The sequence below is a fragment of the Neobacillus rhizosphaerae genome (assembly GCF_937468385.1).
In the GTDB taxonomy this organism is placed as follows: Bacteria; Bacillota; Bacilli; order Bacillales; family Cytobacillaceae; genus Neobacillus; species Neobacillus rhizosphaerae.
Genome location: NZ_CALBWS010000014.1, coordinates 26359 through 40367, shown reverse-complemented (window position 1 = coordinate 40367; position 14009 = coordinate 26359). Strand labels below are relative to the sequence as shown.

Below are 14009 nucleotides of genomic sequence, written 5' to 3'. Positions count from 1 at the left end.
TTTTTCAACATGGTGAAGCAAATTTTAAAAGCGCCGGACGGTCAACCAAGTGATGTTGAAGATATTAAAGAAAGAAGCAACTATTTGCGCGGCACTTTGAAGGAAGTGATGCAGGACCCTATTAGCGCTGGAATTCCTGATGATGACAACCGTCTGATGAAGCATCATGGCAGCTATTTGCAGGATGATCGTGATCTCCGCAATGAACGGCAAAAACAAAAACTTGAACCTGCCTACCAGTTCATGCTGCGGGTACGTTTGCCGGGTGGTGTAGCGGCACCGGATCAATGGCTCGTCATGGATGAACTGTCCGAAACATATGGCAATGGCACCTTGAAACTAACTACACGAGAGACATTTCAAATACATGGAATTTTAAAATGGAATATGAAAAAAACGATCCAGGAAATCCATGCCGCCCTTTTGGACACGATTGCGGCATGTGGCGATGTGAATCGTAACGTCATGTGCGCCTCTAATCCATATCAGTCTGAAATCCATTCCGAAGTATATGAATGGTCGAAAAAATTGAGTAATGATTTATTGCCACGCACAAGAGCGTATCATGAAATTTGGTTGGACGAAGAAAAAGTGGCAGGAACTCCGGAAGTGGAAGAAGTTGAACCAATGTATGGTCCGCTTTATTTGCCGCGGAAGTTTAAGATTGGGATTGCCGTGCCGCCATCCAATGATATTGACATTTTTTCACAAGACCTTGGATTCATTGCAATTGTTGAAGAAGGAAAGCTTGTCGGTTTTAATGTGGCGATTGGCGGCGGCATGGGCATGACACACGGCGACAAAGAGACATATCCGCAGCTCGCCAAAATAATCGGCTTCTGTAAACCGGACCAAATTAGTGAATTGGCTGAAAAAGTCATTACGATTCAGCGCGACTACGGAAACCGTTCTGAACGCAAAAATGCCCGGTTTAAGTACACTGTGGACCGACTCGGGCCGGAAACGGTCAAATCTGAACTAGAAAACCGCCTCGGTTGGAGCCTGGACGAAGCTAGACAATATCATTTTGACCATAACGGCGACCGCTATGGCTGGGTAAAAGGCGTTCAAGGAAGCTGGCATTTTACGCTGTTTGTCGAAGGCGGCCGGGTCGCGGATTTTGATGAATATCAGTTGAAGACTGGCCTGCGCGAAATCGCCAAAATTCATACTGGCGAATTCCATCTGACGGCAAATCAAAACCTGATCATTGCCAATGTCTCTAGCCAGCAAAAGAAAAAGATTAATGAACTTATTGAACAATACGGATTGACAGATGGAAAGCATTATTCCGCTCTTCGCCGTAGCTCAATGGCATGTGTTGCTCTGCCGACATGCGGACTGGCGATGGCTGAAGCAGAACGATATTTGCCGGTTTTGATAAACAAGATCGAGGAGATTATTGATGATCACGGCCTACGGGACGAGGATATTACCATTCGGATGACCGGCTGTCCGAACGGATGTGCTAGGCATGCGCTTGGTGAAATCGGTTTTATCGGCAAAGCACCAGGGAAGTACAATATGTATCTCGGGGCAGCCCATGATGGCAGTCGCCTAAGCAAAATGTACCGAGAGAACATCGGTGAGGAGCAAATTTTGAAAGAACTGAGTTTCATTCTTTCCCACTACGCGAAAGAACGGCAGGAAGGCGAGCACCTCGGAGATTTTGTCATTCGAAAGGCCATCGTCAAAGAAACAACAGATGGGACGAACTTTCATGATTGATTCCACACAAAAAGAGACAGGAATTTCTTAACGGGTTCAGCTTTCTATCCCAACGACAAAAAGGGAGCAGCTTAAATTTGATGCTCCTTCAATCTTTTTATTATTCAGGTTCGGGAACAAATGAAATGGTTCGTTAGGAAGGATTCACTAAATATTCTATACTTACAGCGAAGTTTTTAATTTTGACATTATTTTCAGTTGTTAAGCTTTTAACATAGAGTTTTTATATCCATGTATTGAGTAGTTCTATATTTACAAATCTATAAAAATAGATATAATGTTATTTATGGAACCTTTATTGATATACAAAGCTTTATCAAACGAGACACGGCGTCAAATTATGCTATGGCTAAAGAATCCAGAGGAATTCTTTGATGAAAAGCTCTATTTACAACAAGGTCTCAAATTTCAAATTGGTATATGTGTAGGAGATATTCAGGCTAAAGCAGGACTTGCCCAATCAGTCATTTCTAGTTATTTGTTAACAATGCAAAAAGCTGGGTTGTTGGAATCAAATCGAATAGGGAAGTGGACGTATTACCGACGGAACGAAAAGACTATAGAGGAATTTGTCGATTACATCCAAAAGGAATTTTAAATGGAAGGAGGATATTCTTTTTTTTATATGTTCATATCTATATATATGAATATGTAATTTTATGAATGGAAAATCTTGTTTAACAATAATAAAGAGACAGCGACTAGAAAGTGAATATTTTCTACAGTCTTAGCTCAAAGGAATGGAGTTTTTTTTATGAAAAAGGTCAACCCTTTACTGATTATTATGCTAGCTTTAGGTGTATTCAGCATTATTACAACTGAAATGGGAATTGTAGGGGTTCTACCCCAGATCACTCAAAAATTTAATATATCAACATCACAGGCAGGAGGGCTTGTAAGTATATTTGCTTTAGTTGTTGCTATTTCAGGTCCATTTCTGACATTACTCGGTTCAGGTATTAATCGTAAAGTTATTCTCTTAACCTCTGTACTTATTTTCACGATTTCAAACTTTGTTTATGCTTATACCACAAAATTCGAAGTTATGTTAGCTTTCCGTATTCTTCCTGCCATTTTTCATCCCGTCTTTTTTTCAGTAGCACTTGTAACTGCAGCAAAACTTGTCCCTCCGGAAAAAAGCAGAAAAGCCGTTACAAAGGTTTTTGCTGGAATAACGGTCGGGTTTGCTTTTGGTGTGCCTTTGACTTCTTATCTCGCGGAACAGTTTTCGTTAGAGGTTGCTTTCTTGTTTGGGGCTTTAGTAAGTGCGATTGCCTTTGTAGGAATATTAGCTTGGCTTCCTTCCATGCCTGTTAAGGAAAAATTGTCTTATGTTAGCCAGCTTAGTATTTTAGGTAAACCTCAATTGTGGTTAAATATCGTGACAGTTATTTTTATTTTTGCATCTATGTTCTCCGTGTACAGCTACTTTGCTGAATATCTTGGACAACTTACACACATGAATGGTTCCTGGATTAGTATGATGTTGATGGCATTCGGTCTTATCATGATTTTGGGGAATTTTTTATTTGGGGGCTTTTTGCAAAAAAGTATAACAAAGACCGTTATACTTTTCCCTCTCCTATATATGATAATTTACTTGTTCGCTTATTATTTGGGCTCTTATTTCATTCCGATGATTATTATCGTATTTATTTGGGGGATAGTGCATTCTGGCGGGCTTATTGTCAGTCAAACATGGCTAACCACTGAGGCGAAGGAAGCTCCCGAGTTCGGTAACAGCTTGTTTGTTTCATTTTCTAATCTGGGAATTACTTTAGGAACTTCAATCGGCGGCTGGTTTATATCTCAATTGGGGATACATCAACTCATCTGGAGTGGAATTATATTTGCTCTGCTCGCTTTCTTATTGATCATGATAAAAATAAAAATTTTCAGTTCGAGATCAAAAGAATTAAACGTAACACTGAGTTCGTTAAACTAATCGGGAATCAATTAAATAATGTAAAAGTATTACCTCAATTACATGCACTTCTATGGGGGAATAAGCGAGGCGTGTAAGAGAGAATAATGAGCAATTGGTAAATGAGTATAATCAACTCATTAATAAGGAATGACCAAGAGAAGGCATCGATTTTTTCGATGCCTTTTTGTATTGTAAACCGTTGATTACACGCCTTCATGTCATTTTTTGAACTTTTCAATTCCCCTTTGAATAATAATAATAATGGATGATAAATAGGAATGAATGATGACTTGGTGAAGGACCCTTTATTATATTATCCTGTATTCAATTGGAGGGAAAACGTTGAATATCGAATACGATTATAGCTTTGATTTGCCAAGGAAAATTGTATGGAAGTATTTAAAGGATGAAAAGGTGCTTAGGAACTCTCTCCCAAGTTGTAAGTCATTTATAGAAAGTTCAAGAGGAGTATACCAAGCTGAATTTGAGATTAATATTGGTCCAATTCAGGATTGTTTAACTCTTGAAATTCGGCTAGTTGATGAGAGGCCGCCATCTTTTTATCAGCTAGTTGTTCAAGGGAAAGGTACTCTCGGGGAAATAGATGCTAAAGCAGGGATAAATATTATTGAACTCCAAGGAGAATCCAAGTTAACCATTAGTACTGATGCTCAGCTAACCGGTGCACTTGCTTTAGCTGGTCAGCGGGTATTAGAAGGAGCAGCGAACAAGGGTTTAGAGGCTTTTTTTCGAAAAATGGAAAAGGAAATAAAAATGAGTCTTTATAAATTGAAAAAAAGAGGCAGGTGATCATAGGACCTCAATTCACCTGCCTTTTTACGTTTCTAGGTAACGTCTTGGTTTCCTTTTACGAACAGTGATAAGCACTTTTTGCCAAATTAGGCACCCGATTCTATCACGGTTTCGCCAAGTAAGAGCACCTTTAATTGTTCTTGAGGAAGCTGCTGGGTTTCCCATTCACGGTATAAGCGGTCTAATGCCTCTGATCCCGTGTCATCTGCTAACCGATAGGCGCCATAATGCATTGGCACGAAGGATTTTGCCTTTAATTCAATGAAAGCTTTGACACTGTCCTCCGGTGAAATATGGGCATCGGCCATAAACCATTCCGGTTCATATGCCCCAATCGGCATAAATACCGTATCAATTGTAAATTGCTCTCCTATTTGTTGAAAGCCGCTAAAATAGCCAGTATCACCAACAAAATAAAACGATTCTTGTGGAGTTTGAAAAATCCAGCCGCCCCAATGGGAAGTATTCATATCTCGCAGCGACCTTCTTGTCCAATGCTGGGCTGGGACGAAATGAACGGTTATTCCTTCGTGTTCGACACTTTCCCACCAGCTCATCTCGGTCACTTTCTGATAGCCTTTTTTGAAAAAAAGGGACTTTAACCCAACAGGGACAAAGTAGTGGGGATTTCCTTTTAATTTTTTCAGAGTAGGAAAGTCTAAATGGTCGTAATGACCATGAGAGATGACAACTAGATCAATCTCCGGCAGGTCTGCTAATGAAATACCCGGTTCTGTTAATCGTTTTTGAAATCCCATCCGCTTGGCCCACACAGGGTCCGTTAAAATATTTACACCATTCAGCTGAATCAAAAAGGTAGAATGACCAATCCATGTATAAGAGGTCCGGCCGCTGTTTTCGTTTATTTCTCTCACCTTTTTATTTGGACACTGTTCGATGTTAACTGATAAATCCTTCACTTTCGTTCTTCTTTCTTTCTGCCACTTTCTCATATCCTTAAACGATTTGTTACTTGTCACATGATCCAAATTAGCATATCTCTTCATGATTTACTCACCTTATTTTTCACTGAAACTCCTTCATAGGTTGAGTATAGCAATAATCCATTCCCTCATCAAAAATGAACATAAGAAACGAAGGTCATGATTGGGGAGTATAACAATGCCAAACAAAAAAGTGGGGTAAAAGTGAAGGTAGGAAGAAAATCTGAAAGGGATGATCCAAGCTAAGATGGATGATCCCTCAAGTTTACTTTATTATTGCCGGAAAGAAGAACGGAAATGAGTGTACGAACGAAAGATACTAGTCACAAAAGGCGTCCAAAGCTGTTCAGTTAGCTTAACCACGAAGGAGGTAACATTTCCAAGGATGGCGCTGCCGATGATATCTGAAGGGTAATGCTGTCCCATCCAAATACGTGATAACCCGACTAAGATGGAAATCAACCACAAGCTCAAGCCCAATATTCGGTGATAAACAAACACAGAAGCCGCAAAGGCAAAGGATAGAGCAGTATGTTTACTTGGAAACGAAGAGTCTTTTTTTGATGGAACCGGAGGTAATAGATGAACTCCATGGTTCAAGTACGGTCTTGGCTTAAAATAGAATAGTTTAAACACCATGCTGAGCAGATACGTCACGCTAGCTGTTACACCGACATATAATGTCATTTTTTTATAAATACCGTTGCGATACCAAAGAAAGAGTAACACGAAAAGAAAGACAAACCGAGCTCTTTTGGAAATGGTGATCATAATGAAATCTAAAATTCGAGAATTCCCAGCAAACTGGTTAATTACCTTAAATATTCGATAGTTCATAATAATGTCTCCCTCTTTTTTGCCTTGAAATATCAATCGTATTATTTCCGTCTGGTAAGCAAATATGTATGGCATAAACGATCAGGGAGGAATGGACAAAAGGTGCACTTCTTGCAAATGGGCGACTATTGGGTACTCTGATGGCTGATACCTTTTCAGCAAATAAATGTCACTTCAATTTCACAGTATTTCTGATTCGTTCGTTTATAATTATGTTGGGAATATTTTTTTAAAATAGCTTATGTGAAGTGTTGAACAAACTTTAAGGAGGAGTTTGAATGAAGTACAATCATTTATTTGAAAACGGAAGAATTGGGAATTTGGTTTTGAAGAATCGAATTGTTATGCCTGCAATGGGAACCAACTTGGCAGGTCCTAATGGTGAGATCACAGACCATCAAATTGCTTATTATGAAGAAAGAGCTAGAGGCGGAACTGGGTTAATTATTGTTGAATTTACATCTATCGAATATGAATTAGGGAAAGGGACGATGAATCAACTAAGAATAGATGAAGGTCGTTTCATACCAGGGATTCATCGATTAGCTAATGCTGTACATAAATATGATGCAAAAATATTTGTTCAGCTTCATCATGCAGGACGAGAATCAAATTCGCAGCTCACCGGTGGAAAACAAATTGTAGCTCCGAGTCCGGTAACTTGTGCTGCAGTTGGAGAAGAACCAAGGGAATTAACGACGGCAGAAGTGAAAGATTTAGTGAATAAGTTTGTAATGGGTGCATTCAGATGTAAAATCTCAGGCATTGATGGAGTGGAACTTCATGGTGCGCACGGCTACTTAATTAACCAGTTTCTAAGCCCTAATACCAATGTCCGTACCGATGAATATGGTGGCAGCTTTGAAAATAGAATGCGATTTTTAGAGGAAATTGTTGTTGGTATTAAGGAAAAATGTGGTGAAGATTACCCCGTAACGGTACGACTAAGTGTGGATGAGTTTGATGAAGGTGGACAGGATGTAAAATTGAGCAAGGAAATTAGTCGATATTTAGAAAAAATAGGAGTAGATGGACTACATGCTAGTGCAGGAAACTATAATTCTATGGATAAAATAATAGAATCTATGTTATTCGAACAAGGCTGGAGAGTTTACCTTGCAGAGGAAATTAAAAAAGAAGTGAATATCCCAGTGATAACTGTTGGGGTGATTCGAGAACCAGAATTTGCCGAAAACATTTTATCAAAGGGAAGAGCCGACTTTATTGCTTTAGGACGAGGGCATATCGCAGATCCTGAATGGGCAAAGAAAACATTGGAAGGCCGCGAAAAAGAGATTCGCAAGTGTATTTGTTGTCTCCATTGTACAAGATCCCTTGCTCATGTTCAGTGTTCAGTCAACGTTAGAGCAGGAAGAGAACTAGAGTTTAATGAAATCAAACCGATAGGGGAAAAGCGGAATGTAGCTGTCGTTGGCGGTGGACCTGGCGGAATGGAAGCGGCAAGAGTACTTTCATTAAAGGGATATGATGTCACCATATTTGAGAAGGACAATAAACTTGGTGGACAATTGAACCTAGTGACTTCACCAATACCAAAAGAGAAAATGAATTGGATGATTGATTATCATCGCAATGAAATGGAACGATTACATGTTGATGTACGCCTTAATACAGAGGCTTCAGTAGAAATGATTAAATCTTTAGAGCCATATGCTGTTTTCTTAGCAACTGGTGCTAAACCCATTATTCCGGATATAGAGGGAAATGACCTTACAAATGTGTGTGATTATGAAGATGTTCTTTTGGAACGAAAAGCATTTAGGAATAAAAGAATCGCAGTAATCGGAAGTGGGATGGTTTGTTATAGTGTAACCAGACAGCTTGCTGCAATGGGGAACAACGTGACATTGGTTGACATCCCTACTACCACTGGTGAAAAAGTCTCAGCCCCCACAAGATTGATGCTCCTAAATCGTTTGAAAAAGGCAAATGTCGAGATTTTCGAAGGTCAAAAAGTAGCTAAAATCCTTGCAAATTCCATCATTGTCGAGGATGAATTATCAGCACTTCAATTGGAATTGGAAGTGGATCATGTTGTGTTATCCATGGGGACGGAGGCCTATAATCCATTAGAAGAGTCCTATCGCAAACATTTTCATAATGTCTATGTAATAGGCGACGCTAACAATCCAGGTTCGATTACGAATGCGATAAAAGATGGATTTGAAAAGGCATTTGTTATTGAATCTCTTGTGTTAAAAAAAGATGCAGTGGAAGAGTTGGTGGAAACTATCTGATATAAGTAAGGGGACGATTCCTCTTTAATCGATAGGTTAAGGAAGCAGAGAAAGAATACAGTTGTTCACTTTGGAAGTGGAAAATTGCGAATAACATCCCAATAAACAGGACAAATCGTTTTTGTCACATATAGTAATAATTATGGCACTCAATGAACTTTGAGTGTCAGCAAAGAACGTACATATTAGACATATCTAACATGTGCGTTCTTTTTGTTTTCATATGTTTACTCAACCTAACCTTAATATCATTACAAACGACTTTTCAAAGCATAATTGGTATTGACTTCCTTCTTGATTTTTTGAATAGCACTATTATCCCTTAAGGAGGGAGTAGACAAATATTATTTACCTTTTTTTCTTTTTTGAATTATCCACAATAAGTTTATTTTTCTTAACGTTTTCTATGATAACTTGTACATGGATATTTTTTTCATCCATACTGATAACACTTGCAACTTTTCCTTTACGACCTTTAATGGTTAAATCTTCACCTACAGAAGGGACTCGTTTAAGCAGCTGAGTTAATAAAAGGTTTTTGTTTTCGAAAAAATGAACAGCAAACATTTTGTCCTCACCTATTTCAATTGGTATGTGTTACAAAAAGTGCTCAAAATGGATCCTCCCTATAAAATATATGATTCTAGTTAGATTTAGACCAAGTACTAAAATTAAAAATTTTGACTGCCTTCAAAGTGTGTAATTTTATTATTTTATTATTACTGACAGTGCTTTTTTTCTTTGTAGATTTAAGTCTTGCTATACTCAACAAACTCCAGTCTTTGCGATTAAAATTGGAATATAAAAGGTTGGAGGAACAGTAAATTTTAAAAATATATAAAGGACGCCATTTATGGGTGGAAAGGATATAATAAATTGTAATAGAAGACACTAAAAGGAGATACCTTGTGTTGATTTGGAAAGTTAATTACTAAAAACATCATGAAATGTTTATGATTTTTATTTTATGAATAAGAAAAAACTAGGATACATAAAGACTTAAGAAGAAAAGGAGATCCGATGATAAAAGACATAAAAGAAACAGGATGGAACTTTGACAACAGTTACGCTCGTCTGCCGAAAGCATTTTTTACCAGGCACAACCCAACCCCTGTTCGCTTACCGAATCTGATCATACTCAATGTACCGTTGGCGACATCCCTGGGGTTGAACGTTGAAGCACTGCAAAGCGAAGCTGGCATAGCGGTGCTTGCTGGCAACCGGATTCCTGACGAGGCTATGCCGCTTGCTCAAGCATATGCGGGTCATCAATTTGGACATTTCACAATGTTAGGAGATGGTCGGGCTGTGCTACTAGGGGAGCAGACCACTCCCCGAGGTGAGCGGGTTGATATTCAGCTCAAGGGACCAGGGAGAACGCCATACTCTCGTGGGGGCGATGGTCGAGCAGCCCTTGGACCGATGCTGCGCGAATACATTATTAGTGAAGCGATGCATGCACTTGGTATTCCTACCACCCGCAGTCTAGCGGTGGTGACCACCGGTGAGTCCATCATCCGCGAAACCGAACTGCCTGGTGCCATTCTCACCCGAGTGGCTGCTAGTCATCTGCGGGTCGGAACCTTCCAATACGTTGCAAAATGGGGCACAGTGGAGGAACTTCAGATCCTAGCTGATTATACACTAAAGCGTCATTATCCAGACGTTGAAGCGGGTGAAAATCAATACCTTTCGCTGCTTCAGGAAGTGATCAAGCGTCAGGCCGCACTGATTGCCAAATGGCAACTGGTTGGCTTTATCCACGGAGTGATGAACACCGATAATATGACCATTAGCGGAGAAACCATCGATTATGGTCCTTGCGCTTTCATGGATCATTATGACCCGGAAACGGTATTCAGTTCGATTGACAGGCAAGGCCGCTATGCCTATGGCAATCAGCCTTATATTGCCGGGTGGAATCTGGCGCGCTTTGCTGAAACCCTACTGCCGCTGCTGCATGATTATCAAGAGCAGGCTGTTAAACTTGCTCAGGATGCGATTTCAAATTATATGGAGTTATATCAATCTAATTGGCTAGAGGGAATGAGAGCAAAACTGGGAATATTTAATGAAGAGAAAGAGGATGAATCTCTAGTTGAAGGTCTCCTCAATATGATGCAGAAGTATCGTGCCGATTATACCAATACCTTCCGTGCCTTAACTTTTGATACACTAGAGGAAACGGTTCTTTATGGTACGCCAGAATTTACACAGTGGCATGAGCTATGGCAGGCGAGACTTGAAAGGCAGGAGGAATCGAAGGCATCCTCGCAGCAGTTGATGCAAAACAGTAATCCTGCGGTGATCCCACGGAACCATCGGGTCGAAGAGTCGCTTGAAGCCGCAGTGGAACAAGAAGATTACAGTGTCATGGAACGGCTATTGGATGTTCTGTCGAAGCCCTATGCGGATTCCCCAGAAAAGAAGGATTACTGCACATTGCCTGCGCCATCAAACCTTCCATACCGAACTTTTTGCGGTACATGATTGAAGCGTCGGGACGGTTCTTTTGCATCATTTTCATTTCAAAGAGATAATGAAGGGGACAGTTCCATTTTCTGTTGTAATCATTTAAAGAGAATGGAAAAATAGGAGGAATAAATATGGCTATTATCGATATTACAATCATTCCGGTAGGAACAGCTACTTCCAGTGTTAGCGAATATGTTGCCGAAATTCATAAAGTCCTACACCAATATGAAGGGCAAATTAAGTTTCAATTAACACCGATGAGCACTCTAATTGAAGGCGATCTAAAGCTATTGCTACACATTGTCCAAGAGATTCATGAGGTGCCGTTTCAAAAAGGTGTCCAAAGAGTTTGCACCAATATCCGAATTGATGACCGGCGGGATAAGGAACATTCAATGGAGCGAAAGCTAAGAGCAGTACAAAGTAAATTATAAGGCTCAGCATTTTTTGACATATCAAAAAAACATCATACACGTATGTTCAATGAAGCTACGGTAGAAAGAAATTTTCAGGCTGTCGACTAAGTCGACAGCCGTTTTTATTAGGTTTTATAACCAAAAATAAAAATATATGATAAATTTTTTTAAAAATCATGCACAAATTTGATTCTCCGTCATATAGTAACTTCTGTGTGAGAAATGTTAGGGAGGAAGTAAAAAATAATGAATAACAATCAATTAATAACAGCAAGGAAAAACGAGTTCAAAGATGGAGAAAATGGATATAAGATCATTGAATTTAATGTATCTGATCCAACCGAAAGTTTATTTTCCGTGGTCACCCCGATAAAAAAGCAATAAGATAAAACCTCGAACTTGAAAAACTATCTTTTTTGTTATCATACATAGAAAGATGGTTCGTTCTGTTGCATCATTTTCATTTCAAACGCAATAAATCAAGGGGCAGTTCCGCAACTTTTTGGAGCGGGAACTACCCCTTTTCGTTTGGATAACTTAACTTTAGCGAGTGCCGATATGTAAAGGATTTTTAAATAAACGTTGATTTTTTAGTTTTTCAATATTCTCCTCAAATGACTTACCCAGAACCTCTCCGAAAGATCCCATGCCCTACCATTCTCTAAACTGAATGTAATTTCAATTTTTCGATGTAACAAATGTCTTGCTGTTTTATTTTACTAATATCTGTACAATAAGGGTATTCAACTAAATTATTTGACGAAAGAGGCTTACGTATGAAAATTGATTTACCAAAAATTTCAGCTGAATTACCTACAAGGAATTTCCAGGATATTTTTTACGAAGAAGATCCAGAACTAGAAATGTGTCAGGTCATTGATTCTGTTTTTGAAAATGAAAAGGTTGGCAGAGTGCGATTATCGAATATGGTAATTAAGAATTGCCGATTCAATCATACCGATTTTAAAGGCATTGACATAACAGATGTCTGGTTTGAAAACTGCGATCTATCTAATGCCAATTTGAGCAAGTCTTCGATTCACAGGGTTGTATTTAAAAACAGTAAATTAGTAGGTGTGGATTTTACTGAATCACGTTTTGGAAATGTACAATTTGAAGATTCTGTATTAAACTTGTCGGCATTCGGAAATTCAAAGCTAGAAAAAGTAAAATTTAAAGATTCTGCATTAAAAAGTACAGATTTTTATGACTGTAAACTGAAAAGCGTTGAATTTCAGGTTTGTAATCTCGATGGAGCAAACTTTGATCAAACATCACTAAAGGGCATAGATATTAGTTCTTCTACTTTTGATACATTAACGGTTTCGATCGATGATTTAAAAGGATGCAAAGTATCATCCTATCAAGCTATTCAATTTGCTACACTAATGGGTTTGATTATTAAAGATTAAGAAAAGTTGGTGCCTGACACCCAGTACGAAGAGTTAGCTCAGCGGGTGTCAGGCACCGATAAAAGAGGGAGTATTCGCAAAGTGAAAAAGATCATTCTGGGAACAACCGCCGCAATGATAATTTGCTAATATTTTTTAATGTTTTTGCATGATCTTTGTCCAGCATAACTGAAAACCTAAAGCGAGCTGAAAATAAAGGGATAAGATGAATTGGCTGCTATGATGTTAAAAAAACTATCATGAGCCTCAACTCCCAACCCTACCCTGAAAATAAATTTAGAGAACAAACCGTAGTCACCTAATAAAAGCGGTGAGAGCAGAGCTAGACTTCACAGCTTTCGTCTAGTGAAATGGGTATTTCACTTTAACTGGTTAAAGTGATTCATTTTTGCGGCGCTCCGCCCCTTTTCCACTGAAAATGAAGGAAAGGAATGATTGACGATTCTTGTAACGGTCTTTTTTACTGTACTGTTTATCATTGGAAACTACTATTTAATTCGAAATCTAGTAAATTTGAAAATGGCTGCTGATGCCTCAAAGGCTGCACTTTATCCTATAACTGAAAGTGAGTTTGATGGCATTATCATTCCAAATGAATGGAAACAGATGGAGCCAATAACAAAAAAAACAAAGTCCTACCGATATGTTAAATGGGGCACTATTGCCGCCATTTGTTTCCTAGCTGTCCTTTTAGTGATGGTCTTAACTACTGATTGGTTAGGATCGTCTTATTTCAGTTTGGCTTATTTGTTTTTCATTATCATGAACTCAGTTCGCCATCGAGGCAACCTCTTTATTTTACCTAAAGGGATTATTCTTAATGGGAAATTGGTTTCATACAATCAAATTAAGCATTATGAGACAGAACAAATCGTTCGCTGGCATGCTTTGTATGGTCTTGATGAAAAAGTGAACAATGCCTTTAAGTTGACATTTAGACTGAAAAGGACGATTTTCGATCCTCCATTCATAGTTGTAAAGAATGTTGAACAGTTTGAACATATTAATGGATTGCTTCACCTGAAAGAGGTTAAATTTAAACAAAACTCGCCAAATCGAGGTGAATAATGGATATTGTATCAGTAAAAATATTTACCTGATACCCTCCTGTTAGTCAATGAATTGGCTGATTTTGAAGACTAAAAAAGAGAGGGTTTCGCTGTTAATATAGTGTCAGGATACCATTCAAAAAATGGGAT

13 protein-coding genes are annotated in these 14009 nt (G+C 38.8%); 10 read left to right on the top strand and 3 right to left on the bottom strand.

Annotated features, from left to right (window positions below; genetic code table 11):
* The first annotated feature begins 9 nt into the window (after nt 1-9).
* The 4 genes from cysI to M5A78_RS11875 all read left to right on the top strand — a co-directional run bounded on the left by cysI (nt 10) and on the right by M5A78_RS11875 (nt 4465).
* Complete coding sequence (gene cysI / locus M5A78_RS11890) at nt 10-1728, top strand: assimilatory sulfite reductase (NADPH) hemoprotein subunit (protein WP_248735490.1); 1719 nt, start codon at nt 10-12, stop codon at nt 1726-1728.
* A 286-nt stretch (nt 1729-2014) separates the two neighbouring features.
* A complete protein-coding gene (locus M5A78_RS11885; protein WP_248735489.1) occupies nt 2015-2326 on the top strand; it encodes an ArsR/SmtB family transcription factor in 312 nt (103 codons plus the stop codon).
* A gap of 156 nt (nt 2327-2482) precedes the next feature.
* Nucleotides 2483-3673, top strand: a complete 1191-nt coding sequence (locus M5A78_RS11880; protein ID WP_248735488.1) for an MFS transporter — start codon at nt 2483-2485, stop codon at nt 3671-3673.
* Between the two features lie 324 nt (nt 3674-3997).
* Complete coding sequence (locus M5A78_RS11875) at nt 3998-4465, top strand: CoxG family protein (protein WP_248735487.1); 468 nt, start codon at nt 3998-4000, stop codon at nt 4463-4465.
* Nucleotides 4466-4554: 89 nt separating this feature from the next.
* Here M5A78_RS11875 and M5A78_RS11870 read toward each other — a convergent pair whose 3' ends face one another.
* Both M5A78_RS11870 and M5A78_RS11865 read right to left on the bottom strand, forming a co-directional pair.
* Entirely contained in the window at nt 4555-5478 is a 924-nt protein-coding gene (locus tag M5A78_RS11870) for an MBL fold metallo-hydrolase (protein ID WP_248735552.1), read from the bottom strand.
* A 207-nt stretch (nt 5479-5685) separates the two neighbouring features.
* Complete coding sequence (locus M5A78_RS11865; RefSeq protein WP_248735486.1) at nt 5686-6249, bottom strand: phosphatase PAP2 family protein; 564 nt, start codon at nt 6247-6249, stop codon at nt 5686-5688.
* A 278-nt stretch (nt 6250-6527) separates the two neighbouring features.
* Here M5A78_RS11865 and M5A78_RS11860 point away from each other — a divergent pair, with 278 nt between their 5' ends.
* A complete protein-coding gene (locus M5A78_RS11860) occupies nt 6528-8507 on the top strand; it encodes an oxidoreductase (RefSeq protein WP_248735485.1) in 1980 nt (659 codons plus the stop codon).
* A 348-nt stretch (nt 8508-8855) separates the two neighbouring features.
* On the opposite strand, the gene M5A78_RS11855 is transcribed toward M5A78_RS11860, so the two are convergent.
* Nucleotides 8856-9074 carry a hypothetical protein gene (locus M5A78_RS11855; RefSeq protein WP_248735484.1) on the bottom strand — a complete coding sequence of 73 codons (219 nt, stop codon included), beginning with the start codon at nt 9072-9074 and terminating at the stop codon, nt 8856-8858.
* 453 nt (nt 9075-9527) lie between these two features.
* Between M5A78_RS11855 and M5A78_RS11850 the strand changes: the two genes are divergently transcribed.
* From M5A78_RS11850 to M5A78_RS11830, 5 genes are all read left to right on the top strand, one after another.
* Nucleotides 9528-10997: a protein adenylyltransferase SelO gene (locus tag M5A78_RS11850; protein ID WP_248735483.1), complete on the top strand. Its 1470-nt coding sequence runs from the start codon at nt 9528-9530 to the stop codon at nt 10995-10997.
* Nucleotides 10998-11113: 116 nt separating this feature from the next.
* Nucleotides 11114-11416 carry an MTH1187 family thiamine-binding protein gene (locus M5A78_RS11845; RefSeq protein ID WP_248735482.1) on the top strand — a complete coding sequence of 101 codons (303 nt, stop codon included), beginning with the start codon at nt 11114-11116 and terminating at the stop codon, nt 11414-11416.
* Between the two features lie 228 nt (nt 11417-11644).
* A complete protein-coding gene (locus M5A78_RS11840; protein ID WP_248735481.1) occupies nt 11645-11782 on the top strand; it encodes a hypothetical protein in 138 nt (45 codons plus the stop codon).
* Between the two features lie 392 nt (nt 11783-12174).
* On the top strand, nt 12175-12810 hold the full coding sequence (locus M5A78_RS11835; protein ID WP_248735480.1) for a pentapeptide repeat-containing protein: 636 nt from the start codon (nt 12175-12177) through the stop codon (nt 12808-12810).
* 435 nt (nt 12811-13245) lie between these two features.
* Nucleotides 13246-13878, top strand: a complete 633-nt coding sequence (locus tag M5A78_RS11830; protein WP_248735479.1) for a hypothetical protein — start codon at nt 13246-13248, stop codon at nt 13876-13878.
* The last annotated feature ends 131 nt before the right edge of the window (nt 13879-14009 follow it).

What these genes read in the sequence shown, in the direction of transcription:
- cysI (WP_248735490.1), top strand. Translation starts at nt 10, where the DNA reads ATGGTGAAGCAAATTTTAAAAGCGCCGGACGGTCAACCAAGTGATGTT.
- M5A78_RS11885 (WP_248735489.1), top strand. Translation starts at nt 2,015, where the DNA reads ATGGAACCTTTATTGATATACAAAGCTTTATCAAACGAGACACGGCGT.
- M5A78_RS11880 (WP_248735488.1), top strand. Translation starts at nt 2,483, where the DNA reads ATGAAAAAGGTCAACCCTTTACTGATTATTATGCTAGCTTTAGGTGTA.
- M5A78_RS11865 (WP_248735486.1), bottom strand. Translation starts at nt 6,249, where the DNA reads ATGAACTATCGAATATTTAAGGTAATTAACCAGTTTGCTGGGAATTCT.
- M5A78_RS11860 (WP_248735485.1), top strand. Translation starts at nt 6,528, where the DNA reads ATGAAGTACAATCATTTATTTGAAAACGGAAGAATTGGGAATTTGGTT.
- M5A78_RS11855 (WP_248735484.1), bottom strand. Translation starts at nt 9,074, where the DNA reads ATGTTTGCTGTTCATTTTTTCGAAAACAAAAACCTTTTATTAACTCAG.
- M5A78_RS11850 (WP_248735483.1), top strand. Translation starts at nt 9,528, where the DNA reads ATGATAAAAGACATAAAAGAAACAGGATGGAACTTTGACAACAGTTAC.
- M5A78_RS11845 (WP_248735482.1), top strand. Translation starts at nt 11,114, where the DNA reads ATGGCTATTATCGATATTACAATCATTCCGGTAGGAACAGCTACTTCC.
- M5A78_RS11840 (WP_248735481.1), top strand. Translation starts at nt 11,645, where the DNA reads ATGAATAACAATCAATTAATAACAGCAAGGAAAAACGAGTTCAAAGAT.
- M5A78_RS11835 (WP_248735480.1), top strand. Translation starts at nt 12,175, where the DNA reads ATGAAAATTGATTTACCAAAAATTTCAGCTGAATTACCTACAAGGAAT.